Origin of the sequence: Archangium sp. Cb G35 (assembly GCF_001896145.1) — a bacterium.
Classification (GTDB): domain Bacteria; phylum Myxococcota; class Myxococcia; order Myxococcales; family Myxococcaceae; genus Archangium; species Archangium violaceum.
In genome coordinates this window covers 337,328-361,820 of the sequence record NZ_MPOI01000007.1, presented here as the reverse complement: position 1 = coordinate 361,820, position 24,493 = coordinate 337,328, and the positions used below count along the sequence as shown (strand labels likewise).

The following is a 24,493-nucleotide window of genomic DNA, read 5'->3' as shown; positions in this document are numbered from 1 at the left end:
GCCTCGCGTCAAGGCTTCCCGCTTGACCCTGCTTTCGCCCAACCCGTAGAAGGCCCGCGACCCATGGCAACTCCCGATCGTTTCCCCCTGCCGCAGGTATCCGAGTCCACCCGGAAGCCCGAGTGGTTGAAGGTACGTCTCCCCAGCGGAGATGGGTACGAGCGGGTGAAATCCATCGTGCGCCGCACGAAGCTGGCCACGGTGTGCGAGGAGGCTCGCTGCCCCAACATCGCCGAGTGCTGGGGCGGTGGCACCGCCACGGTGATGCTCATGGGCGAGGTCTGCACCCGCGCCTGCCGCTTCTGCCACGTGAAGGTCGGTGCGCCCCCTCCATTGGATCCCATGGAGCCCATCCACCTGGCCCAGGCCGTCAAGGAGATGGACCTCGAGTACATCGTGGTCACCTCCGTGAACCGCGATGACCGGCCGGATGGCGGCGCCAGCCACTTCGCCTCGGCCATCCGCGAGCTGCGCCAGCACTCGCCCAAGACGGTCGTCGAGGTGCTCATCCCCGACTTCAAGGGCGTGGAGCGCGACCTGACCACCGTGGCCGAGGCCCGCCCGCACGTGGTGGCCCACAACGTCGAGACGGTGGAGCGTCTCACCCCCACCGTGCGTGATCGCCGCGCCACCTACCGCCAGTCGCTCAAGGTGCTCGAGTACCTCAAGCAGCGGCCCGAGAAGCTCTACACGAAGACTTCCGTCATGGTCGGCCTGGGCGAGACCGACGCCGAGCTGGATCAGACCTTCAAGGACCTGCGCGCCGTGGGCGTGGACGTGCTCACGCTCGGCCAGTACCTCCAGCCTTCGCAGTACCACCTGCGCGTGGAGCGCTTCGTCACCCCGCAGCAGTTCGCGGACTACAAGCAGCTCGCCGAGTCCTACGGCTTCCTGTACGTCGCCTCCGGGCCGCTCGTGCGCTCCAGCTACCGCGCCGCCGAGTTCTTCATGAAGGGCCTCATGGAGCGTGAGCGCCTGGGGCTCGCCGGTAACACCTGATCCTTCCCCAACACCCTCACTCCCGAAACGGACCCCCGCGAATGGCGATCTTCGAGTTCAAGCTGCCCGATCTTGGCGAAGGCGTGCAGGAGGGCGAGCTCGTCAAGTGGCACGTCAAGCCCGGCGACAGCGTCAAGCAGGACCAGACGCTCGCCGAGGTGATGACGGACAAGGCCACCGTGACCGTGCCCAGCCCCACGGCCGGCCGTGTCGTGCAGACGCACGGCAACGAAGGTGACATGGCCAAGGTCCACCAGATCCTCGTCACCCTGGAGATCGAGGGTGCCGCCCCGGCCCAGGCCTCGGGTCATGGTGCTCCCGCCGCTCACGGGGCTCCCGCCGCCGCTGCTCCCGCGGCCGCCGCGGCCCAGGCCACCGGTCCGCAGGCCGCCTCCAAGGTGCTGGCCACGCCGCTCACCCGCCGCATGGCCGCCGAGCACGGGCTGAACCTCGCGGAGATCTCCGGCTCCGGTCCCCAGGGCCGCGTGATGAAGGCGGATGTCGTGGCCGCCCTCGAGGGGGGCAGCTCCGCGCGCAATGAGGTGGCTCCCGCCGCCCCCGCCCAGCAGGCCCGTCCGGCCGCGCCCTCCGTGGCCCCGGGCCGTGGTGACGAGCGCATCCCCCTGCGCGGTCTGCGCAAGAAGATCGCCGAGAAGATGGTGCGCTCGAAGTTCACCGCGCCCCACTTCGGCTTCGTCGAGGAGGTCGACTGCACCGAGCTCGTCGCCCTGCGCAAGCGCCTCAACGAGACCCTGGCCAACGCCGGCGAGAAGACCAAGCTGTCCTTCCTGCCCTTCATCATCAAGGCCACGCTCGCGGCGATGAAGAAGTACCCGCACCTCAACGCCAACATGGACGAGGCCGCCCAGGAGCTCGTCGTGCGCGGCGAGTTCAACATCGGCATCGCCGTGGCCACCAACGAGGGCCTTACCGTCCCCGTCATCAAGAACGCGGACCGTCTCAACCTGCGCGAGCTGGCCGAGGAGGTCGTCCGCCTCAGCACCGCCGCGAGGGATCGCAAGCTGAAGATGGAGGAGCTCACTGGCGGCTCCTTCACCATCACCTCGCTGGGACAGACCGGCGGCATCTTCGCCACGCCCATCATCAACCACCCCGAGGTGGCCATCATGGGCATCCACCGCATGCGCAAGCGTCCCGCGGTGGACAGCAACGGCCAGGTCGTCGTGCGCGAGATGATGAACGTCTCCATCTCCGCCGATCACCGCGTCATCGACGGCCAGGTCGCCGCTGACTTCGTGTACGAGGTCATCAAGTACCTGGAGCATCCGGACATGTTGTTCCTGGCCATGGCCTGACGGCCGGGTCGCCCGCCGGGGGCGCGTGCCTCGCTGGGAGCGCTCGCGCACCGCGCTCCCGGCCTTCGAGGAGGTTACGTAGCCCATGGCCGAGAACGTTCGCGACGTCATCCGCGCTGCCCAGGCCGCGGAGCTCGGTGGTGACAAGCCCCGCGCCATCGAGCTGCTCCGGCTCGCCGCCGACCTCTGCCGGCGCTCCGGCAACAAGCCCCGCGCCGAGCAGCTCCTGCGTTACGCCCTCCGGTTGGATCCCTCTCGCAAGGATCTCGAGGAGGAGCTCCGCCAGTTGGATCGCGAGGAGCCGCCGCCTCCTCCTCCTTCTTTGGCTCCCGACGACGACGAAGGTGGGCCCGAGCCCGGCGTGTTCGTCCTCGAGGAGGACTCCTCGTCTTCCCTCCAGGAGGCACTGCGCGAGGCCGAGCTGTCCATGGATCGGCGGACTCGTCCCGTGGCCCTCGCCGCCGAGATGATGCGCTCCGCTGTCAGCAGTGTGCCGGTGTCCGGCAAGGAGGCGGTGCCCCAGGCTCCGGCTGCCGTGGCTCCCGTGGTGAAGGAAGACCCTCACCCCAACCCTCTCCCAAAGGGAGAGGGAGCCGCCGAAGACGAGGGGGCTTTCATCGAGCGGGGGCCTACTCGCGCGGATCCGTCCCTCGATGCCTGGTGCTCCTTCTGCTGCCGGCCTCGCTCCGAGGTGGGTGCGCTCGTCGCCGGTCCCGCGGGGGCGTTCATCTGCTCCGCCTGCATCGGTGAGTCGGGTGCGCTGCTCGGCGGTGTGGCTCCCGTGGCTCCTGCTGCCCGAATTCAGGCTCCGGTTCCCCAGCGGCCCGTCTCCGTCGAGCTGGTGGGGCAGGTGCAGGCCCGTGAGGGACTCGAGCGCGGTCTGGAGGCCGGTGTCCGCCGTGTGCTGCTGCTGGGCCCCGAGGGCTCCGGAAAGAGCACGTGGATGCGGGCACTCGTGGAGCAGGGCAGGGGAGTGCTCGTGACTCCCGACTCGTTCGACCGCGCTCCGGTGGACTCCGTGCTCCTCCTGGAGGACGTGGACCGGCTTTCTCCCGCCGAGCAGGCCTCCTTGATCGCTTTTCTCTCGCGCCACCCCGCGTGTTCCGCGGTGATGACGGCACGGGGTGGTCCGGTGACCTCGGGGCTCTCGCTCCTCTCGGACTCCGGCCGCGTGTCCGTTCCCACCACCGCCGCGCTGTCCGAGGCCGTACGGGGCTCGCTGCCCGTTGTCTTGCTGGAGCAGGTGCAGTGGCTCGTCACGCTCTCCGCTCCAGCCGTCGAGGAGCTGATCGAGATCGCCCGGCGTCAGCTCGTCGCGCGCGGGGACCTTCAGCTTCCCGGCGAGGTGCTCACCGCCCTCGCTACCGAGGCGGCCCGCTCGCCGCGCTCGGGGCATGAGCTGCGCGCCCTCCTGGCCCGCGTGCCTCCCGGCTCCTGGCGCCTGGAGGTGAAGAAGAAGGCGAAGGCGAAGCCGGCCCGCCGTGGCCGGCGGAAGGGATCATCGTGAACACGCTGACGGTGTACCGGCTCGGCCGGGTCGAATACGAGGATGGTCTCCAGCTCATGAAGGTCTTCGGCGAGGCTCGCCGCCAGGGCCTCTGCGGAGACGTCCTGCTCCTGCTCGAGCACCCGCCCGTGCTCACCCTCGGCCGCGCCGCCAAGCGCTTCAACATCGTCGCCAGTGACGAGCGCCTCGCCACCGAGGGCGTGGAGACCTTCGAGACCGACCGCGGAGGCGATGTCACCTACCACGGGCCCGGACAGCTCGTGGGCTACCCCATCTTCCTCCTCCCCGAGGGCCGTCAGGACGTCCGCCGCTACGTGCGCGATGTCGAGCAGTGCGTCATCCGCACCCTCGCCGAGTACGGCATCACCTCCGGCACCATCCCCAAGTGGCCCGGCGTGTGGATCGGCCAGGAGGACTCGCCCGACGCCCGGAAGATCGCCGCCATCGGCGTCCACCTCGCCCGCTGGCTCACCAGTCACGGCTTCGCGCTCAACGTCAACACGCACCTGCCCCACTTCAACCTCATCGTCCCCTGCGGCATCAGCGAGGCCGGTGTCACCTCGCTGCAGAAGGAGCTCGGACACGCCGTGCCCATGGCCGAGGTCGAGGAGAAGATCGCCCGGCACTTCGCCGATGTCTTCGGACTCCAGCGCGCCGAGCCCGCGCCTCTCACGAGCACGGTGTGCGTCACGTTGGTGCGGGGGAAGGGCCCGGAGGCCCGCGTGCTGTTGCTGCGCCGCCGCCCCGAGCGTGGGGGATTCTGGCAGATCGTCACGGGGCGTCTGGAGGCGGGGGAGAAGCCTCGCGAGGCCGCCGCCCGTGAGCTGTTCGAGGAGACCGGGCTGCGCACCGACGTCGTGGACCTGGAGTACCGCCACGCCTTCGCCGTCGGCAGCGTGGTGCCTCCCCGGCTCGTCGAGGAGAACGGGTTCGCCGCGCGATGCACCGCGGATTTCGAGGTGCGGCTCGGCGACGAGCACGATGCCTACGAGTGGGTGGATGTTCCCACCGCGTTGGCTCGGCTCCCGTTCCGCGGGTTGCGTGAGGGCGTGCAGCGCTCCGTCCGGGCGCTCGGGGCGTGACACGGGTTCAGCCCGGGATGCCCGGCACCCTCACCCCGTCCCTCTCCCGGGGGGGAGAGGGGTGAGTGGGGCGAGGGGACTACAGGCTGTGGACCACGGCCTGATTACAGCTTCAGGATCTCCTGCTCCACGGCGGCGATCGTCTCCGGACGGTGCTTGCGCACCTCCTCGACGAACTCGTCCATCGCCGCGTCGTCTCGCGTCGTCTCGTGGTGGAACAGCACCAGCTGCTTCACCTTCGCCGCGTTGGCCGTCTCCACCGCCGACTCCCACGTCGAGTGGCCCCAGCCAATCTTCGCCGAGCCCTTGCGGCCCCGGTACTCATCCTCGGTGTACATCGCGTCGATGATGAGCATGTCCGTGCCCCTCGCGAACTCCACGAGGGCCTCGTCCTTCTCGCACCCGTGCTCCACGTCCGTCGCGTACACCACCGACCGGCCGTCGCACTCCACCCGGTAGCCCAGATTGCCTCCCGGATGGTTCAGGTCCAGCGTACGCACCCGCGCCGGGCCTATCTCCAACTGCTGGCCCGCTTCCAGGTTCTTGTACGTCAGCTGCGCCTTGAAGGTCTCCTCGGCCGTCACCGGGAAATAGGGCTGCACCATCTGTCCCGCCAGCACCTCCTTCACCGAATGGCTGCCTCGCGGCGCGCCATACACCGTGAAGGCGAACTTCGGGATGAAGATGGGCGTGAAGAACGGCAGCCCCTGCAGGTGATCGTAGTGGTAGTGCGAGAGGAAGATCGAGGCACGTGCCGGTCCACCCGCCCTCAACAGCTCCCACCCCAGCTCGCGCACGCCCGTTCCCAGGTCGAAGATGAGCAGCTCGTCTCCGCAGCGCATCTCCACGCAGGGCGTATTGCCCCCGTAGCGCTGCGTCTTCGGCCCCGGTGCAGGGATCGAGCCGCGCACTCCCCAGAAACGTACATGGAACGGGACGCGCGCCTCGGCGGGCGTTCCCTCTCGTTCGTTCTCAGCCAACCTTCGCTTCCGTGTCGTCGTCGTCCTCGGCGAAGAGCTCAATCAGGTGCCCCGTCCGCTCGCGCTTCGTCCTCAGGTAGCCGACGTTATGCGGATTATGCTCCGTACGCGAGGGAATGCGTCGTCGTACGGGAATTCCCTCTTCCACCAGGCCTGCAATTTTCAGGGGATTGTTGGTGATGAGGTCCACCGACCGCACCCCAAGCAGCCTCAACATCTCCGCGGCGATGTCGTAGCTGCGCAGATCGTCCGGGAAACCCAGTTGACGATTGGCCTCGTAGGTGTCCAGGCCCTCGGCCTGCAGGGCGTAGGCCTTGATCTTGTTCCCCAGGCCGATGCCCCGGCCCTCCTGCCTCAGGTAGAGCACCACCCCACACCCGTTCTGGGTGATGAAGTCCAGCGCCCGATCCAGCTGCTCCCGGCAGTCACACTTCAGGCTGCCGAAGACCTCGCTCGTCAGGCACTCGGAGTGCACCCGGACGGGTACCCCCTCCAGCTCCTGCACCTTCCCCACCACCAGCGCCACGTGCTCCCGGCCATTGCGCTTCTCGCGGAAGACGACCGTGCGCAACACGCCCCGGCCCGTGGGGACGTCCGCCTCGGAGAACTTCTCCAGCAGGGACGTGCTCTTGCGGGTCGGAAGAACCTGCGGTGTACGCGACTCGGACATGATGACCCTTTCTCCCGCACAACAGTTGGGGGCACAAGTTGGATGCGAACCCTTGAAGTTCGTTCTTCATGCCCCCCAGGAGAGAGCAACCAATTCCACCCTGTCACCAGTAGAAAGCCTACTGGACGTCCGGGGGAAATGAAGCAGGTGGGTGGCCGAGGCAGCGGAGCGCAGCGCCCCCGACGTCTGGGTGGCCAGGGGCTTGACCCACAGCTCGCCGTCCCTCCAGGTGGACGTCACCCGGACGTAGTGGGCCAGCCCCTCGGGCTTGCGCAGCTCGCCGTCCAGCCGGCCGGACACCCTCGTCGGCTCCACGTCCGGGTGCCCCAGCATGCGGCGCAGCGCCGGGCGGACGAAGAGCTCGAAGGTGACGAGCGAGGAGGTGGGGTTGCCCGGCAGGCCCATGTAGATGGTGCCCCCCTTGCGGCCCACCGCCAGCGGCTTGCCCGGCTTGATGGCCACACGCCAGAAGTCCCGCTCCACCCCCAGCTTCTCCAGGGCCTCGCGCACGAAGTCGTGCTCGCCCACGGACATGCCCGCGCTCGTCAGCACCAGATCGTACCCCTGGGTGGCGGCCAGGTGCTGGGACACGTCCTCCAGCGTGTCCCGGGCGATGCCCAGCACCGAGGGCACTCCGCCCGCGCGCAGCACCGCCAGCGAGAGCGCCGGGGCGTTGGCGTCCACGATGCGGCCCTCGGCGGGCGCGTCCGCCCGGCACAGCTCGTCCCCGGTGGAGAGGATGGCCACCCGCGGCCGGCGCGGCACCGGCGCCATCAGCATCCCCTGGCCCACCAGCAGCCCCAGCTCCGGAATCCCCAGCGGCGTGCCCCGGGGCAGCAGGACCTCTCCCTCCCGCGCGTCCTCACCCCTCGGACGCACGAAGTGGCCCGGCCCCACCGCCTCGAGGATGTCCACCGCCTCCCCCCCGGGTGCCAGCTGCGTCCGCTCGCGCATCACCACCGCGTCCGCTCCCGGCGGCAGCGGAGCCCCCGTCATGATCCGCGCGCAGGTGCCCGGCTGGACTTCCCTCCGGGGCGTCTGGCCGGCGTAGATCGTCTCCTTCACCTGGAGGCGGACGGGCAGGGGAGCCGAGAGATCGGCGCTGCGCACCGCGAACCCGTCCATGGCCGAGTTGTCCCAGGGCGGCAGGGTCCGCTGGGCGCGCACGTCCTCGGCCAGGGCGCGCCCCAGCGCCTCCTCCAGCCGGACCCACTCGGGGGGCAGCGGGGAGACCAGGGCGAGGGTGCGGGCTCGGGCATCCTCCACGGGCAGCAGCGCGGCATCTTCCTTCATGGGTCGGGCATCCTCGGGGTGATCTCCCAGGGCTGATCCACTTTGTCCCGGGAGCGCGAAACATACGTGTAGCGATTGGCTGTTTTTGGGATCAAAGTCCCTAGGAAATTCAAGACTTTGTTTGACAGTCCCAGTGATCATCGTTACAAGCGCTGGTGATCGCATGGCCCGCGTCCGGGCGGGGGCCGATGTGCCAACCCGTTGAATAGACACGGGAATTCAAGGAGACAGCGTCGATGGCCAAGCCCAGGTCCGGGGCCAAGAAGGCGACTCCCGCTGCGAAGAAGGTCAAGTCGACGAAGCCGGGTGTGCTCAAGAGCGCCTCCAAGAGCGTGGCCAAGGCAGCCGCGAAGTTGGTGACGAAGGCGACCGGTAGCGCGAAGCAGCAGGAAACGAAGGCCGCACCCGCCGCCGCGAAGAAGACCGCCGCGAAGGCAGCCACCAAAGTGAAGGAAGTCGCCGCGAAGGCGGCCGCCAAGGTGAAGGAAGTCGTGGCGCCCAAGGGCAAGGAGAAGGAGCCCGCGCCCAAGGCGAAGGAAGCCGCCGCGCCCAAGGCGAAGGAAGCCGCCGCGCCCAAGGGCAAGGAGGCAGCGCCCAAGGGCAAGGGCCGCGAGGTTCCGGTGACGCCGCCGGCGGCCGAGAAGCCGCGTCCGCGCGCCACCAAGCTGCCGCCCCTGGCCGAGCCGCTCAACAAGCGCGACCTGGAGCAGTTGCTCACCGCCGGCGCAGGCCGTGGCGTGGTGGGCGAGGGCAGCCTCAAGGGCCGTCTGACGGTGATCGACGGGCTTCCCAACCTGGTGGTCGTGGGCCGCGACAAGCGCGAGCTGACCTTCATCCTCCAGGGGCCGGATCAGGAAGTGCTGCCGGCCTACCTGGATCACAAGGTGTCCGTCAGCGGACTCATCAAGAAGACCACCAACTACGGCGGCACGGTGGACGTGCGGAAGTTCTCCGCCAAGAAGCCCGAGGTGGAGGAGCCCACCCCGGAGCCCACGGAGACGGAGGTCCGGCTGCGCTACCTCTCCCCCGGAGAGGTGTCCCAGGTGATCTCCGCCGGCATGGGCGCGGGCATGAAGGGTTTCGCCGCGCTGCGCGGCAACCTGGAGATGACCGGCGACGAGTTCGTGCTGGTGGTGTCCAACGGCGGCACCCGCCAGCAGGTGTCCTACATCCTCGAGGGCAAGGGCGCCAAGGGGCTGCGCAAGTTCCTGGGCCACACCCTGTCCGTCACCGGCGTGGTGGACAAGTCCTCTGGCTGGGGTGGCCGCATCGACGTGGAGAACGTGGAGCCGCGTCCCTCGGACACCCGTCCCATCTCCCGCGAGGGCCTGGATTCCGTCCACGTGGAGGGCGAGCAGTCGACCGCCATCGACGTGAGGCTCAACCACGCCTTCACCGTGCGGCTCCCGGAGCAGCCGGGCTTCACCTGGGCCATCGAGCCCACGGCGGCCAAGCGCGTGGGCCTGAGGGAGGCCAATTTCGAGCCCGTCTCGGATGGGCCCGCCACCCGCGAGTTCTTCTTCACCCCTCGCAACCCCGGTTCCTCCGAGGTCGAGTTCTTCCTCGCCAAGGCCTTCAATCCCGGTCAGGTGGAGCGCTCGTTCAAGCTCACCGTGAACGTCAAGCCCTGAGGGCCTGTCTGGCACTGCCCATCCACGCGTCATCGTCCTTCCGCCCGGGGGTCCCAAGTGGGACCCGCCGGGCTTACTTTTTTCAGGGCCGCCCGCTGGGCTTCCTGATTCGGGACCTCTCGTGACCGATCTTCCTCGTGACGTGAAGCGACACCTGGCCGAGTCCAAGCAACCACTCGGCATCAAGGAGCTGTTGAAGCTCACCCATCTCCACCCCGGTCAGCAGACCCAGCTCAAGCGCACCCTCCGGGACATGGTGCGCAGCGGCGAGTTGCTCAAGGAGGGCAAGCGCTTCCGCCTGCGGGGCGAGCGGCCAGCTTCACCTGGAGGCGATGGGGACGGCCGGGCGCAACCGCCCCATGTCCGGCGCGGGCGCGAGGAGCAGGGGCCCGGTGGTTGGCGGGGCCGCGCTCCAGAGGAGCGGGGTCCGGAGGCCGGGCGACAGGAGAGGCGCGACGACCGCCGGCCCGGTGGCCCCCGCGAGGAGGGCCGCTCCGAGCTGGATCCGCGCTTCGCGCCCCGGGGGCGGTTCTCCAAGGAGGGCACGCCCGAGCCTCGGGGCCGCTTCGTGCGCGAGGGCCGCATGGAGCCCCAGAATCGCTTCGCCCGGGACGAGCGCGGTGGGCCTCCGCCGCGCGGTCCGTCGGAGCAGCGGGGACCCGCGCCCGGCGGCCGTTTCGCCCGGGATGAGCGTGGCGGGCCCGGCCAGCGCGGTGGCCGTTTCGAGCCCCGGAGTGGTGGCTCCGGTCCCCAGCGCGGTGGTTCCGGTCCCCAGCGTGGTGGCTACGGTTCGCAGCAGCGGCCCGGCGGTGGACGCTTCGAGAAGCAGGGCCGTTTCGAGCCCCGGGGCCGCTTCGCCCGGGACGAGCGCGGTGGGCCCGGCCAGCGCGGTGGCCGCTTCGAGCAGGATCGCCGTCAGGAGACCTCCACCATCGAGGGCATCCTCCACGTGCATCGGGATGGCTACGGCTTCGTCCACCCCAGCTCGGGCGAGGGGGACAACATCTTCCTGCCGCCGCAGGAGGCCGCGCGGGCGCTCGACAATGACCGGGTGATCGTCGAGGCCTGGGGCCGTCCCGGACGCATGGAGGGCCGCCTGCTGCAGGTGGTCGGCCGTACCCGGCAGCTCGCCGTGGGCACCTACGTGGAGCACGGCAAGCGCCAGGCCTTCGTCATCCCCTACGACAAGAACCTCCAGACGCAGGGCCAGATCCGCGTCCCGCCCACCCAGATGGCGCGGGACGGCGACGTGGTGAAGGTGCGGCTCGGCATCGGCGCGGAGCTGCTGGAGCCGGGCGAGGGCCTCTATGGCGAGGTCGCCGGCTCCATCGGCAAGCCTGGAGACCCGAGCAACGAGGTGCTCTCCATCGCCTACTCGCAGGGCTTCTCCGACGAGTTCCCTCCCGAGGTCATGGACGAGGCGGACCGCATCCGCCCCGTGGTGAGCGAGGAAGAGGCCCGCGGGGAGGAGCGGCGCGATCTGCGGCAGATGCCGCTCGTCACCATCGACGGAGAGGATGCCCGTGACTTCGACGACGCCGTCTACTGCGAGCCCCATTCCGGGGGCTGGCGGCTCGTGGTGGCCATCGCCGACGTGACGCACTACGTGCGCGAGGGCACCGCGCTCGACGCCGAGGCCCTGCGCCGCGCCACCTCCGTCTACCTGCCGGACCGCGTGCTGCCCATGCTCCCCGAGCGCCTCAGCAACGGCATCTGCTCGCTGCGTCCCGACGAGGACCGGCTGTGCATGGTGGCCGACATGGTGCTCGATTCGCGCGGGCACCTCGTCTCCAGTGAGATCTACCCGGGCGTCATGCGCAGCCACGCCCGCTGCACCTACAACGAGGTGCAGGACGTGCTGGACGGCAAGGACGTCCCCCACCGCAACGCCTTCAAGCCCCACTTCGAGCGGCTCATGGAGCTGGCCCGGGTGTTGATGCGCATGCGCAAGGAGCGCGGCGCCATCGACTTCAACCTGCCCGAGCACAAGGTGATGATGGGCGAGGACGGCATGCCCTCGCGCATGGAGCGCCGCGAGCGCAAGGACAGCCACCGCCTCATCGAGGAGTGCATGCTCGCCGCCAACGAGGCGGTGGCGAAGTTCTTCGCCGACCTGGGCCTGCCCAGCGTCTACCGCTACCACGGTGAGCCCGACGAGGAGAAGCTGGCCGTCTTCGCCCAGCTCGCCCAGGCCTACGGCTTCCGCCTCCAGGCCGAGGAGATCTCCCCCCAGAAGCTCAATGCCTTCATGGCCCAGCTGCAGGGCCACCCCGAGGAGCGCGCCCTCAATCAGCTCCTGCTGCGCTCGATGATGCAGGCCGTCTACACGGCCTCCGACATCGGCCACTACGGCCTGGCCGCCGAGTACTACCTGCACTTCACCTCGCCCATCCGCCGCTACCCGGACCTGCTCGTCCACCGGCTGCTCAAGGCGCACTGGGCCCGCGGTGGACAGGAGCGCTCTCCGGCACAGCTCGAGCGCGAGGAGCAGCGGCTGGAGGACATGTCCTCGCAGAGCTCCGAGCGCGAGCGCGCCGCCATGCAGGTGGAGCGCGAGGTCGTCTCCTTCTACGCGGCCCTGATGATGAAGGACCGCCTGGGCGAGGAGTTCGATGCCACCGTCGCCGGGCTCGTCGAGTTCGGCTTCTTCGTGGAGCTCGACGAGGTGCACGTGGAGGGGCTCGTCCGCGCCGATTCGCTCGGCTTCGGCACGCGCTTCGACAAGAACCTGCACTCCTTCACGCTGCCGGGCGGCTTCCGGGTGCGCGTGGGACAGAAGGCCCGGGTGCGGCTCGTCAACGTGAACCTGGCCCTGCGGCGCATCGAGTTCGAGGCCCTCGAGGTCGCTGGCCGGGCCGTGCAGGCCCTCCAGCAGGCGGGCAGGGAGGAGTTCGAGGCGCAGCGGGAGCAGGGCCGGCAGGAGCGCAAGAAGGCCCGGCGTGCCGAGCGCGAGCGGGCCCGGGAAGAGCGGTGGGGCCCTCGCCCCGAGCGCGCCGAGCTCTCGATGGCCGAGGCCGAGGCACTGCGCAAACGGGAGGCCGAGGAGGCCGCCGCGGCGCTGGCTCCGGCCGTCCAGGGCGAGACCGCGCGGGTGGCTCCTCCCACCGTGGAGCGGCAGACCGAGTCCGTGGAGATCGTGGAGCGTTTCACTCCGACGGCGCCCGCGGGCTTCGATCGCGTCCGGGCCCTGGCCGCCCTGGATGCGCGCGAAGGGACAGAAGAGGCCGCGCCGGCCCCCACGGAGAAGCCCTCGCGTGAGAAGAAGGCCGCTGCTGGAGCCGCGAAGAAGAAGACGGCTGCCCGCCCCGCCGTGAAGAAGGCCGCGGAGGGTGGGGCAGGGGCGAAGAAGAAGGTCACGGCCGCGAAGAAGGCTCCCGCCGCCGCGAAGAAAGCGCCTGCCGCGAAGAAGGCTCCCGCCGTGAAGAAGGCCGCGGCGGCGAAGAAGGCTCCCGCCGCGAAGAAGGCCGCCGCGAAGAAGACGGCTCGGGCTCCGGCCGCGAAGAAGGCGCCTGCCTCGAAGAAGCAGGCCCCGGCCGTGAAGGCCCGTGCCGCGTCGAAGGCCCGCCCCGCCGGTGGAGCCAAGGCGAAGGGCGCGGCGAAGAAGACCGCTTCCTCGCGCAAGGCGAAGAAGTAGCAGGCGCGGCGAGCGATCCAGGACGGTGGGGCCCACCCGGGGCTCCATCGTCCCAGCGCGTCCGCATGCGGCCAGGCGGGCGGAGGAGACGTCGAGTCCCCTGGGAGCGGGCCGGACGACCCATGCTTCCGGTCCGGGGGAGGGTCCCCACCTTCCAGCCAGGAGGCGCCCATGGACCTGAAGAGCCTCGCCTGGATCGCGTTCGCGCTGTTCATCGCCACCTAGCGGCTCCCGGAGCGCCGGATGCAGAGGGTGAAACGGCTCCTCCTCGCCTTGCTTCCGCTCGCCCTGCTGGGAGCCGCGGGTTACGTCCTGCACCGCGAGCTGTCGCACTTCCACCGCGGCGACGTGGCGGTGGGGCTCGCGTCCATTTCCACCGGCCACATCCTGCTGGCCCTGGCGCTCACGGCGGTGAACTACTTCGCCCTCACGCTGTATGACGTGCTGGCGATGGGTCACGTGGGGCGGAAGCTCCCGTATGCACGCGTGGGCTTCACCTCCTTCGTTGGCTACGCGTTCGGACACAACCTCGGCCTGTCCTTCCTCAGCGGAGGCTCGGTGCGCTACCGGCTGTACTCCGCGTGGGGGCTCACCGCGCTGGATGTGGCGCAGGTGGCCACCTTCAATGCGCTCACCTTCTGGGTGGGCCTGGCGGCGGTGACGGGGACGTCGCTGCTGGTGGAGGGAGGCGGCGGAGTGCTGCCGCTGGCGCCGGGACTGGCGCGTGCCCTGGGCGCGGGGCTGTGGGTGCTGCTCCTGGGCTACTTCGTGGCCTGCGCGCTCGTCCGGAAGCCGCTGCGCGTGCGCGGGCTGGAGCTGTCATTGCCGGCGTTCCGGCGTGCCCTGGGACAGCTCGCCGTGTCGTGCGCGGACTGGATGCTGGCGGCGTCGGTGCTGTGGGTGTTGCTGCCGCCGGGCTCCGGGGTGTCCCTGCCGTCCATCGTGGCGCTCTTCGCGCTGGCCCAGTTGGCGGGCATCGCCAGCCAGGTGCCCGCGGGCCTCGGAGTCTTCGAGACGGTGATGCTGGCCGCGCTGTCTCCCCATGTGTCATCCGCGCACCTCGTAGGGGTGCTGCTGGTCTATCGCATCGTCTATTACCTGGTGCCCTTCTCCGTGGCGGCGCTGATGCTCGCGGGCAACGAGCTGCTTCAGCGCCGCCAGCACCTGACGCGGCTGGCGAAGGTGGTGCACACCTCGTTCTCACCGGTGGTGCCGTGGGTGGCTTCCGCCGGGGCCTTCATCGCGGGCACGGTGCTGCTGTTCTCCGGCGCCACGCCCACCGTGTCCGAGCGTATGACCGTGCTGCGCCACCTGGTGCCGCTGCCTCTGCTGGAGGTGTCCCACTTCCTGGGCAGCCTGGCCGGCATCTCGTTGCTGCTGCTGGCGCGCGGCCTCCAGCGGCGGCTGGATGGGGCGTATGTGCTGACGCAGGTCCTGCTCGTGGCCGGTGCGGTGTTCTCCGTGGTGAAGGGCGTGGACTACGAGGAGGCGGCGCTGCTGCTGGTGCTGGCGGTGGCGCTGGCGCCCTTCCATCGGCAGTTCTACCGGCATACCTCGCTGCTCGCGGAGGCCTTCAGTCCGGGGTGGTTGCTGGCCACGGTGGCGGTGGTGGGCGTCTCGGTCTGGTTGGGTTTCTTCTCGTACCGGCACGTCGCCTACAGCCAGGAGCTGTGGTGGCAGTTCACCTTCGGCGGGGATGCGCCGCGCTTCCTGCGCGCCACGGTGGGAGTGCTGGGGCTGGTGCTGGTGTCCGGCATGGGGATGTTGCTGAAGCCGGCCAGAGTCCGCACGCATCCGCCCACTCCCGAGGAGCTGACGCGGGTGCGCCCACTGGTGACGCACTCGCCCGAGTCCAGTGCGTATCTGGCCCTGGTGGGCGACAAGCCGCTGTTGTTCAACGAGTCGGGCACGGCCTTCCTCATGTACAGCGTCTCCGGCCGCAGCTGGGTGTGCATGGGAGACCCCGTGGGCCCGCCCGAGGACGCCACGGAGCTGGCGTGGCGCTTCCTCGAGCTGGCGGATCGGCACCACGGCCAGGCGTGCTTCTACCAGGTGGGTCCTGGTGCGCTGCCGCGCTACCTGGACCTGGGGCTGACCCTGCTCAAGCTGGGCGAGGAGGCCACGGTGCCGCTCGCGGACTTCAGCCTGGAGGGGCCGGCGCGCAAGTCCCTGCGCCAGAGCGTGCACAAGCTGGAGCGCGAGGGCTACGTCTTCGAGGTACTGCCTCCCCAGGCGGTGCCGGAGCTGCTGCCCCAGCTGAGGGCCATTTCGGATGCGTGGCTGGAGGAGAAGCACACGCGGGAGAAGGGCTTCAGCCTGGGCTACTTCGCACCGCGCTATCTGGCGGAAGGGCCGCTGGCGGTCGTCCGCCACGAGGGGAGGCTGGTGGGGTTCGCCAACATGTGGGCTCCCGAGGTGAAGGAGGAGCTGAGCGTGGATCTCATGCGCTACCAGCCGGGCAGCCCACATGGGGTGATGGACTTTCTCTTCGCCTCGCTCATGCAGTGGGGGCGCGAGCAGGGCTTCCGCCGCTTCAACCTGGGCATGGCGCCCTTCAGCGGTTTCGAGCAGCGCGGTCTCGCGCCCGTGTGGAACCGGTTGGGAGCGCTCCTCTTCCGGCACGGCGAGCACTTCTACAACTTCCAGGGGCTGCGCCAGTACAAGGACAAGTTCCGTCCGGTCTGGACTCCGCGTTACCTGGCGTCTCCCGGTGGGCTGGCGTTGCCGGGTGTGCTCACGGGTGTGGCCTCGCTGGTGTCCCGGGGTCTTGGTGGAGTGGTTGCACGGTGAGGAAGCGGGGGGCTGGATTTCCTTTGCCCCATCCCTCTTCGGTATCCTGCTCGAAGGCCCCCGTGAGCAGAAGCCCTGGGCCGGGCCGGGGGGGTCTCTTCTCGTATGTTGCACATTCGCGGCTACACACTCCGTGCGGCCATCAAGGCCACCGGGTCGAACCTGCTGTTCCACGCGGTGCGCGACACCGATGGTCTGCCCCTCATCCTCAAGACGCCCACGGCCTCCTCCCCAGGTGCTCGCGAGAGCGAGCGCTACCAGCGGGAGTTCTCCATCCTCCAGCGTCTGCGGGACGTGGGGGGCGTCACCCGTCCTCACGCTTGTGAGCGGATCCACGAGCGTCCGGTGCTCCTGCTCGAGGCCATGGAAGGCACCGCCCTGTCCGAGCTCTCCGGCACGCCGCTCGAGCCCGCGCGCGTCCTGAAGCTGGCCATCTCCCTGGCCTCGACCCTGGCGGAGCTGCACCGGCGCGGTGTCATCCACAAGGACATCAAGCCCTCCAACATCATCCTCATGCCCTCGGGGGAGGCGTGCCTGATCGACTTCGGCACCGCCACCCTCCACCTCGTCGAGCATGTGGAGGCGGCTCCCGCCCCCCTGCTCGAAGGCACGCTGGCCTACATGTCCCCGGAGCAGACGGGGCGCATGAACCGCTCGGTGGATTACCGCACCGACTTCTATTCACTGGGAGTCACGCTCTACGAGCTGCTCACGGGCAGCCGTCCCTTCCATGGGCGGGATGCGCTCGAGTGGTTCCACGCCCATCTGGCCCTGGTTCCCCAGTCACCGCTGGAGCGCGTCCCGGGCCTGCCTCCGGCCCTGTCCGCCATCGTGATGAAGCTGTTGGCCAAGGTGGCCGAGGAGCGCTACCAGAGCGCCGATGGACTGAAGGCCGACCTCGAGCGGTGCCAGGAGGGCCTGCTCCGGGGCGCGCACGAGGACTTCCTGCTCGGGGTGCACGACTTCCCCAGCCGCTTCCAACTGCCGCAGCGGCTCTATGGACGGGCCTCGCACGCCGCGGCCCTGCTCCAGGGCTTCGAGCGGGTGGCCCGGGGCGGCCGGCCCGAGCTCATGCTGGTGCGTGGCTACTCCGGCATCGGCAAGTCCTCGGTGGTGCACGAGCTGCACAAGCCGGTGGTGCAACGGCGCGGCTTCTTCCTGAGTGGGAAGTTCGATCAGTTTCAACAGGACATCCCCTACGCCACCCTGGCGCAGGCCATCCGCGGGCTGACGCAGCAACTGCTGTCGGGCACCGACGCGGAGCTGGAGAGGTGGCGCGAGCGTCTCGAGAAGGCTTGGGGCGGAGAGGGTCAGCTCCTCGTGGACGTGGTGCCCCAGCTCGAGCTCATCGCGGGCCGGCAGCCGGCGGTGCTGGAGGTGCCCGCCTCCGAGGCGCAGCACCGCTTCCACCGGGTGTTCCGCGAGTTCCTCGGCGTGTTCGCCACCCCGGAGCATCCGCTGGTCCTCTTCCTGGATGATCTTCAGTGGGCGGATGGGGCCAGCCTGCGGCTCATCAAACACCTGCTCACCCACCCGGAGACGCCGCCGCTGCTGCTCATCGGGGCCTACCGCGACAACGAGGTCAGCCCCTCGCACCCCCTGGTGTGCCTGCTGGAGGAGCTTCGCAAGGCCGGCGCGCAGCTCGCGGAGCTCCAGCTCGAGCCGCTGCGCATGGAGGAGCTCCAGCAGCTCGTCGCCGATACACTGCCCGGGGCGGACTCGGGGCTCGTCCAGCCGCTCTCGGGGCTCGTCCAGGAGAAGACCGGGGGCAATCCCTTCTTCATCCTGCAGTTCATGCGGACGCTCCACCAGGATGGCCTGCTGGCGCGCACGCCCCAGGGCACGTGGCGCTGGGATGCGGAGGGCGTCCGGGCGAAGGGCTACTCGGACAACGTGGTCGGGTTCATGGTGGGCAAGCTGCGTCAGCTCCCCATGGTGACCCAGCACCTGCTGCGTCTGGCGGCGTGCGTGGGGAACACCTTCTCCGCCGGAATGCTCACCATCATCTCCGACCAGTCCGAGCCCGGCTCGGTGGAACGGAGCCTGGAGCCCGCGTTCCAGGAGGGCTTGCTGGTGCGCGGCGGCCCGGAGCAGTACCGGTTCCTCCATGATCGCATCCAGCAGGCGGCCCATGCCCTCATCCCCGAGCAGGAGCGCAAGGCCGTCCACCTGCGCATCGGCCGGCTGATGCTGGCGAGCCTGTCCCCGCAGCAGGTGCACGAGAAGATCTTCGACGTGGTGAGGCAGCTCAACGACGGGGCGGAGCTGATCCACGAGCCCGAGGAGCGCCGCCGCGCCGCGCGGCTGAACGCCGAGGCGGGTGGAAAGGCCCGGAACTCGACCGCGTTCCGCTCGGCCGCCACCTACTTCGCCGCGGCCTTCCAGCACCTGTCAGAGGAACCGTGGGCGCTGGATGCCAGACTGGCCTTCGAGGTCCGGCTCGCCCAGGCGGGTTGCGAGTTCATGAGCGGCAACGCCGCCGAGGCCCGCCAGCTGGTGGAGGCGCTCCTTCCCCGGGCACGCACCTTCCCGGAGCTGGCGGGTGTCTGCCGGCTGAAGAGTGAGTTGCACCTCATCTCCAATGAGCACCTGGAGGCCGTCACCTGCCTGCTGGAGTGCCTGGAGCGGATGGGCATGCCGATGCCGGCCTTCCCCGCCTGGGAGGAAGTGGAGACGGCCAACGCCGAGGTGTGGGCCTTGCTGGGGGAGCGGCCCATCGCGAGCCTCATCGAGCTGCCCCTGGTGAACGATCCGGACATGGAGGCGATGATGAACGTCCTCGGCGCCCTGTTCGCGCCGGCGTTCTTCCTGAGCCCCTCGCTGCTCATCCTCCATCTCAGCCGGATGGTCTCGCTGAGTCTGCGCCACGGCCACACCCCCGCGTCCGTCCATGGGTACTCCTGGTACGGGGCCATGGTGGGTCACTCCTTCAAGCGGTACCAGGAGGGTCAGGCCTTCTGCCAGCTCGCCCATGCGCTCGTGGAGCGTTACGAACTGACGGCCCTTCGCGGCAAGGCGCTTCACACCCTGCAGCTGGCCAACTGCTGGACCGAGCCGCTCTCCCTCTCGCTCGAGCTGGCCCAGAGGGCCTTTCAGCACGCGCTCCAGGCCAGTGACATCCACATCGCCTGCTTCTCCGCCTGTCACCTCGTCACCAACCGCCTCACCTTGGGGCTCCCCCTGGACGAGGTCTACCAGGAGTCGATCGCCCGCCTGGACTTCGTGAGCAAGGCGGGCTTCGTGGGCGTGAGGGATGTGATCCACTTCACGCAGCGCTACGTGCAGCAGCTGCGCGGGCTCACGCCCTCGTTCGACTCGCTGAGCGGGGAGGGTTTCGACGAGGAGAGCTTCGAGGCCGAGCTGCCCTCCAACCAGAGCACCACGCGGTTCTGGTACTGGCTCACCCAGGCGCAGTCGCGCTTCCTGCGCGGTGCGTACCCGGAGGCCCTCGAGGCCGTGGAGAGGTCGTTCGAGCTGCGCTGGGCCTGCCTGGGTCTGCTCCCGAGCCTGGAGCTGCACTTCTTCCGCGCGCTGAGCCTCGCCGCCTGCCACGGGGGAATGGCTCCCGAGCAGCAGCGGCGGGCCCTCGAGGACATTCGCGTTCACCAGCGGCAGCTCGCGGAGTGGGCGGAGCATTGCCCCTCGACCTTCCGCGGTCCCGAGCGCCTGGTCTCGGCGGAGCTGGCCCGGCTCTCCGGTCAGGAGGGGGAGGCCCTCCGTGCCTACGAGCAGGCCCACCAGTCCGCCCGCGAGCATGGTTTCGTCCAGAACGCGGCCCTGGCGTGTGAGCTGGCCGCGCGCTTCTGGCGGGAGCGCGAGGTTCCCACCCTCGCCGAGGCCTATGCCCGCAAGGCCCGGGACGCCTACGTGCGTTGGGGGGCGAACGGGAAGGTCCAGCACCTGGACATCGAGTGGCCGCTGTTGGCCTCCGCCGGGCACTCCGAGGGGACCGACACGGATACGACCTCGACTCAGCTCGATGTCCTCACCCTGGTGAAGGCCCAGCAGGCCATCTCCGGGGAGATCGTCCTCGAGCGGATGGCCACCACGCTGCTGCGCGTCGCCATCGAGAACGCCGGAGCCCAGCGCGGTGCCCTGTTGCTGCCGCGCGGTGACACGCTCCAGGTCGTGGCGCTCGCGGGGACCACCTCCGAGGACTCCACCGAGGACGCGGACGAGCCACGCCTGCCCTGGTCCCTCATCTCCTACGTCAAGCGGACGCGGGAACACGTGCTCATCGGCGATGCCTCCCAGCCGCACCCGTTCGCGGCCGACTCCTGGCTCGCGCGCGGCCAGGCCCGCTCGGTGCTCTGTCTGCCGTTGCTGCGCCAGGAGGAGTTCCGCGGCGTGTTGTACCTGGAGAACGACCTCGCCCCCGACGCCTTCACGCCGGCCCGCCTCTCCCTGCTCGACCACCTCGCCTCCCAGGCCGCCATCTCCGTGGAGAACGCGCGGCTGTACGCCGATGTCCAGCGCGCCGAGACCGCCCTGCGACGCGCCAATGACGAGCTGGAGAAGCGGGTGGAGGAGCGTACCTGGGAGCTCAAGCAGGCCCAGTCCCGCCTGCTGGAGACGGCCCGCATCGCCGGCATGGCCGAGGTGGCCGCCAACGTGCTCCACAACGTGGGCAACGTCCTCACCAGCGCCGTCATCAACCATCAGGTGCTGCGCCAGACGGTGGACACCTCACGCGTGGGGCGGTTGAAGCAGGCCACCACCCTGCTCGCCGAGCACCGTCATGCGCTGGCGGACTTCCTCTCCCGGCATCCGCGGGGCATGCAGTTGCTGGACTACCTCTCCGTGCTCGCCGACGAGCTGCTGCGCGAGCAGACCACGCTGCGCGAGGGCATGGATTCGATGGGCATGCACATCGAGCACATCCGGGCCATCGTGCAGATCCAGCAGAACTACGCTGGCAGCACCCTCCTCACCGAGGAGTGTGAGCTCTCGGGGCTCGTCCAGGATGCCCTGCGCATCTTCATGCCCGCGCTCCAGCGCCATGGCGTCACCGTCACCCAGGAGCTCGCCGCGCTTCCTCCGGTGCGGGTGGACAAACACAAGGTGTTGCAGATCCTCATCAACCTCATCAGCAACGCCAAGAGGGCCGTGAAGATGCTCCCGGAGGGACAGCGCCACGTGCACCTTCGGCTCGAGGCCGTGGGCCGCATGGCGCGCATCCTGGTGGTGGACAATGGCGTGGGCATCGCCCCGGAGAATCGCGCGCGGCTGTTCTCCCAGGGATTCACCACGCGCGAGGGGGGCCATGGGCTGGGCCTGCACTCCAGCGCCCTGGCCGCGAGGGCCCTGGGCGGAAGCCTCTCCCTGGAGAGCGAGGGGCTGGGTCAGGGCGCCACCGCCATCTTCGAGCTGCCGCTCGATGGGGGAGGGGAGGCGCTGGACTGAGAGGCCTCAGGCCCTCAGCGCCACCACCGTCACGCCGTCTCCGCCCTCGTGGTTCTCTCCCGGGCGGAACATGCGGATGTACGGCGATGCCGCCAGGTAGTCGCGGATGGCCTGCCGCAGTGCTCCCGTGCCGTGTCCGTGGATGATCAGCGCCGCCTCCTCGCCGCTCCTCATCCCCCGGTCCAGGAACGACTCCACCTCCGACAGCGCGTCCTCGGCCCTCATGCCGCGAATGTCGCAGCGGTAGTTCGTCGCCTCCACCGCCTCCGGCGCCGCCGCCTTCGCCCTCGCCAGGTGCTGATCCTGCTTGTTGCGCTCCGGGAACTTCGACTCCTTCGGCTTCGGCGCTCTCGAGCCCGACAGCTCCGACACCGGCACGCGCATCTTGATGATGCCCGCCGCCACCAGCACCTGATCCCCGTGCACCTCCAGGATCTCCACGTCCTTGTTCAATCCCGAGTGCCGCACCCGCGCTCCCACCCTCAGCTCCGCCGGCGGTGGCGCCTCCACCTGGAACAGCTCCGCCCTCGCCGCCCTCGCCCGCTGGTTCGCCTCCTCCGCCCGCTGCAACAGCTGCGCCCTCGCGTCCGCCGCCGCCTTCTCGTTGGACTGCGCCCGCAGCGTCTTCAGCAGCTCCTGCACCTCGGTTGCCGCCTGGTCGCTCGCCGCCGCCACTTCCTCGTTGAAGCGCATCAGCCGCGCCTTGCGCTCGCGCTCGAACTGCTGCTTCTGCTCCTCCAACTGCGCGCGCAGCCGCTCGGCCTCCTCCGCCGCCACCTTCGCCCGGTCCAGCTCGTCCTGCAGCTTGCGCCGGTCGTCCTCCGCCGCCGCCAAAGCCTTCGCCAGCGCTCCTCCCGCGTTCATCGCGAGATCCCGGGCGCGCGTGCAGATGTGCTCCGGCAGCCCCATCCGCGACGCCACCTCGATGGCCGACGACGCACCCGCAGCGCCCAGCTGCAGCTTGTACGTGGGCGCCATCTTCTTCGCGTCGAAGCCCACCCGCGCGTTGAGGAAGCGCGGATCCAGGTGCGCCAGCGCCTTGAGCTCCTCCAGGTGCGTGGTCACCAGCACCACCGCCCCCTTCGTCAGCAGCTCCTCCAGCACCGCGATGGCGATGGCCGCGCCCTCGCGGGGATCCGTGTCCGCGGCGATCTCGTCGATCAGCACCAGCGAGTTCTTGTTCACCGACAGCGCGATGTCGCGCAGCATCACCACGTGCGCGCTGAAGGTGGACAGGCCCTGAGACAGGTCCTGCGCGTCACCCACCGTCGAGTGCACCGAGCGGTAGAGCGGCATCTTCGAGCCCTCGCCCGCCGGAATCGGCAGGCCCGCCCGCAGCATCAACGCGCACAGGCCCACCGCCGTCAGCGTCACCGTCTTGCCGCCCGCGTTCGGACCGGACACCACCAGCGCCCGCGCCTGTCCCTTCATCTCCACGTCGTTGGGCACCACCTCGGTGTCCCGCAGCACCAGCCTCGGGTGCCGCAGCCGCAGCAGCGACAGATCCTCCACCCCGGAGAACTCGGGCGTGTGGGCCCGCAGGTCTCCCGCCAGCACCGCCGCCGCCTCCACCTCGTCCAGCTCCGCCACCGCCGCGATGCCCTCGAGCACCTTCGCCGACTCGCGTCCCAGCTGGTTCGTCAGCTCCTGGAGGATGCGCCGCTCCTCCTCCGTCACCACCGACTGGGCAATGGCCAGATCGTTGCCCATGCCCACCAGACCCTCGGGCTCCACGAACAGCGTCTGCCCCGTCTGGCTCGCGTTGTGGACGATGCCCGGCACCTCGCCCCGGTAGTTGGACACCACCGGCACCACGTACCGGCCATTGCGGATGGTGTAGTAGTTCTCCCGCAGCTTCGGCAGGAAGCTCTCGTCGTGGAGCTTCTCCTCCAGCCAGCCCTTGATGCGCCGGTGCAGGCCGCGCACGCGATCCCGCGCCTCGCGCAGCTCCGGGCTCGCCCGGTCGGAGATCTCCCCGTCCGCCTCGAAGCTCCGGTCGATGCGCACCGCCAGCTGCTCCAGCACCGGCAGCCGCCGGGAGATGGCCGCCAGCCGGGGCACCACGTGCTGCCGCTCCTCCAGCGCCTCACGGGTGCGCACGAAGGCGAACAGCAACTGCGCCGCCGCGATGAGCTGCCGGGGCTCCAGCATGCCGCCCTTCGAGGCCAGCTCCAGCGCGCCCCGCAGATCCGTCACCCCGCCCAGGGGCAGGGAGAACTGCTCCTGGGCCAGGCGACGCGCCTCGGCGATCAGCTCCAGGGCCTCCGCCACCTGCTCCTCGCCATCGAGGAACGGCCGGGCGAGCGCGCGCTCCCTACCGGGCTCGGTCCGGCAGCGATGGGCGAGGGCGCGGAGCACATCCGCGAATCCAAGGTCTTCGAGCGTTCTCTGAGCAATCTGCACGGTCATGGGTTTCATGCGCCACCGGGGCGCCCGTCAAGAAGAAGGTAGGGTTTTGAAAGCCAGTCCCGCTCTGCTATCTGCCCGCCATGCTCTGGCTCGTGGTGGCGGGCACGCTCGCGGCGGCCATGGACGCATCCAATCCCGGGGACCTGACATCGGCCCTGGCCCGGGAGGCTTCGGGTGACAGCGCCGGGGCCCTGGAAGCCGTCCAGGGCGTCATGCGCGTCTGGCCCGCCGAGGCACTCCCCCGGCTGGAGGCGGCCCGGCTCCTGCTGAAGCTGGGGGGAGACCTGGACCAGGCGGAGACCCACCTCGACGTCGCCGCCGCCGTGGCCCCCGACAACCCCCGGGTCCATTACCTGCGCGGGTTGTTGTGGGAGGAACGGGGACACCCCCTGAAAGCGGCCCGCTCCCTTGAACTGGCCGTTTTCTATCGTTCCTCCTACGAGGATGCTCGTTTCCGGCTCGCCGGCCTCTGGGCCTCCCTGGGTGATTGGCTCAAGGCCGAGCTCCACTACCGCTTCCTCGCCCGCTCCCGCCCCGAGTGGGTGCAGGTGCGCCTCCAACTCATCCGGGCCATCGAGGAGCAGGGCAGGGCGGAGGACGCGGAGAAGGAGCTGCTCCGCTTGAAGGACGAGCAGCCCACCAACCCCCTGGTCATCCGTCGGCTGGTGGACCTCTACGAGCGCACGGGCCGGGCGAAACTCGCGGCGAGGCTGCGGGCGAGCCTGGAGCCGCCTGCTCCCCCCAAGAGGATGCGTCCTCTGCGCCCGTCGCGCCGGTAG

Annotated in this window: 13 protein-coding genes; 9 read left to right on the top strand and 4 right to left on the bottom strand. The window is 69.8% G+C overall.

Going from position 1 to position 24,493, the window contains the following annotated elements; all coding sequences use genetic code 11:
• Nucleotides 1–63 precede the first annotated feature (63 nt).
• The 4 genes from lipA to lipB all read left to right on the top strand — a co-directional run bounded on the left by lipA (nt 64) and on the right by lipB (nt 4,904).
• Entirely contained in the window at nt 64–999 is a 936-nt protein-coding gene (gene lipA / locus BO221_RS22945; protein ID WP_043394636.1) for a lipoyl synthase, read from the top strand.
• 41 nt (nt 1,000–1,040) lie between these two features.
• Nucleotides 1,041–2,315, top strand: a complete 1,275-nt coding sequence (locus tag BO221_RS22940) for a dihydrolipoamide acetyltransferase family protein (protein ID WP_073562616.1) — start codon at nt 1,041–1,043, stop codon at nt 2,313–2,315.
• Nucleotides 2,316–2,400: 85 nt separating this feature from the next.
• The gene (locus tag BO221_RS22935) at nt 2,401–3,822 is read left to right on the top strand and encodes a ClpX C4-type zinc finger protein (RefSeq protein WP_073562615.1); all 1,422 of its coding nucleotides are present in this window, start codon (nt 2,401–2,403) and stop codon (nt 3,820–3,822) included.
• The gene (gene lipB, locus BO221_RS22930; protein ID WP_073562614.1) at nt 3,819–4,904 is read left to right on the top strand and encodes a lipoyl(octanoyl) transferase LipB; all 1,086 of its coding nucleotides are present in this window, start codon (nt 3,819–3,821) and stop codon (nt 4,902–4,904) included. Before BO221_RS22935 ends, lipB begins: the two co-directional genes overlap by 4 nt.
• Before the next feature lie 104 nt (nt 4,905–5,008).
• Here the strand turns inward: lipB and BO221_RS22925 are convergent, their stop codons facing one another.
• The 3 genes from BO221_RS22925 to glp all read right to left on the bottom strand — a co-directional run bounded on the left by BO221_RS22925 (nt 5,009) and on the right by glp (nt 7,847).
• Nucleotides 5,009–5,815 carry an MBL fold metallo-hydrolase gene (locus BO221_RS22925; RefSeq protein WP_233166216.1) on the bottom strand — a complete coding sequence of 269 codons (807 nt, stop codon included), beginning with the start codon at nt 5,813–5,815 and terminating at the stop codon, nt 5,009–5,011.
• Between the two features lie 61 nt (nt 5,816–5,876).
• Nucleotides 5,877–6,554 carry a GTP cyclohydrolase II gene (ribA, locus tag BO221_RS22920; protein ID WP_073562612.1) on the bottom strand — a complete coding sequence of 226 codons (678 nt, stop codon included), beginning with the start codon at nt 6,552–6,554 and terminating at the stop codon, nt 5,877–5,879.
• 66 nt (nt 6,555–6,620) lie between these two features.
• On the bottom strand, nt 6,621–7,847 hold the full coding sequence (glp, locus tag BO221_RS22915; protein WP_073562611.1) for a gephyrin-like molybdotransferase Glp: 1,227 nt from the start codon (nt 7,845–7,847) through the stop codon (nt 6,621–6,623).
• Nucleotides 7,848–8,083: 236 nt separating this feature from the next.
• On the opposite strand from glp, the gene BO221_RS22910 reads away from it, so the two are divergent.
• The 4 genes from BO221_RS22910 to BO221_RS22895 all read left to right on the top strand — a co-directional run bounded on the left by BO221_RS22910 (nt 8,084) and on the right by BO221_RS22895 (nt 21,305).
• Nucleotides 8,084–9,478 carry a protease inhibitor I42 family protein gene (locus tag BO221_RS22910; RefSeq protein ID WP_073562610.1) on the top strand — a complete coding sequence of 465 codons (1,395 nt, stop codon included), beginning with the start codon at nt 8,084–8,086 and terminating at the stop codon, nt 9,476–9,478.
• A 121-nt stretch (nt 9,479–9,599) separates the two neighbouring features.
• Nucleotides 9,600–13,112 carry a ribonuclease R gene (gene rnr / locus BO221_RS22905; RefSeq protein WP_073562609.1) on the top strand — a complete coding sequence of 1,171 codons (3,513 nt, stop codon included), beginning with the start codon at nt 9,600–9,602 and terminating at the stop codon, nt 13,110–13,112.
• A 243-nt stretch (nt 13,113–13,355) separates the two neighbouring features.
• Complete coding sequence (gene mprF, locus BO221_RS22900) at nt 13,356–15,902, top strand: bifunctional lysylphosphatidylglycerol flippase/synthetase MprF (RefSeq protein ID WP_073562608.1); 2,547 nt, start codon at nt 13,356–13,358, stop codon at nt 15,900–15,902.
• Nucleotides 15,903–16,007: 105 nt separating this feature from the next.
• Nucleotides 16,008–21,305, top strand: coding sequence for an ATP-binding sensor histidine kinase (locus tag BO221_RS22895; protein ID WP_073562607.1), 5,298 nt, complete (start codon nt 16,008–16,010; stop codon nt 21,303–21,305).
• Nucleotides 21,306–21,311: 6 nt separating this feature from the next.
• Here BO221_RS22895 and BO221_RS22890 read toward each other — a convergent pair whose 3' ends face one another.
• Nucleotides 21,312–23,714 carry an endonuclease MutS2 gene (locus tag BO221_RS22890; protein ID WP_073562606.1) on the bottom strand — a complete coding sequence of 801 codons (2,403 nt, stop codon included), beginning with the start codon at nt 23,712–23,714 and terminating at the stop codon, nt 21,312–21,314.
• Nucleotides 23,715–23,794: 80 nt separating this feature from the next.
• Here BO221_RS22890 and BO221_RS22885 point away from each other — a divergent pair, with 80 nt between their 5' ends.
• Complete coding sequence (locus BO221_RS22885; RefSeq protein WP_073562605.1) at nt 23,795–24,493, top strand: tetratricopeptide repeat protein; 699 nt, start codon at nt 23,795–23,797, stop codon at nt 24,491–24,493.

What these genes read in the sequence shown, in the direction of transcription:
- lipA (WP_043394636.1), top strand. Translation starts at nt 64, where the DNA reads ATGGCAACTCCCGATCGTTTCCCCCTGCCGCAGGTATCCGAGTCCACC.
- BO221_RS22940 (WP_073562616.1), top strand. Translation starts at nt 1,041, where the DNA reads ATGGCGATCTTCGAGTTCAAGCTGCCCGATCTTGGCGAAGGCGTGCAG.
- BO221_RS22935 (WP_073562615.1), top strand. Translation starts at nt 2,401, where the DNA reads ATGGCCGAGAACGTTCGCGACGTCATCCGCGCTGCCCAGGCCGCGGAG.
- ribA (WP_073562612.1), bottom strand. Translation starts at nt 6,554, where the DNA reads ATGTCCGAGTCGCGTACACCGCAGGTTCTTCCGACCCGCAAGAGCACG.
- glp (WP_073562611.1), bottom strand. Translation starts at nt 7,847, where the DNA reads ATGAAGGAAGATGCCGCGCTGCTGCCCGTGGAGGATGCCCGAGCCCGC.
- BO221_RS22910 (WP_073562610.1), top strand. Translation starts at nt 8,084, where the DNA reads ATGGCCAAGCCCAGGTCCGGGGCCAAGAAGGCGACTCCCGCTGCGAAG.
- mprF (WP_073562608.1), top strand. Translation starts at nt 13,356, where the DNA reads ATGCAGAGGGTGAAACGGCTCCTCCTCGCCTTGCTTCCGCTCGCCCTG.
- BO221_RS22895 (WP_073562607.1), top strand. Translation starts at nt 16,008, where the DNA reads ATGTTGCACATTCGCGGCTACACACTCCGTGCGGCCATCAAGGCCACC.
- BO221_RS22890 (WP_073562606.1), bottom strand. Translation starts at nt 23,714, where the DNA reads ATGACCGTGCAGATTGCTCAGAGAACGCTCGAAGACCTTGGATTCGCG.
- BO221_RS22885 (WP_073562605.1), top strand. Translation starts at nt 23,795, where the DNA reads ATGCTCTGGCTCGTGGTGGCGGGCACGCTCGCGGCGGCCATGGACGCA.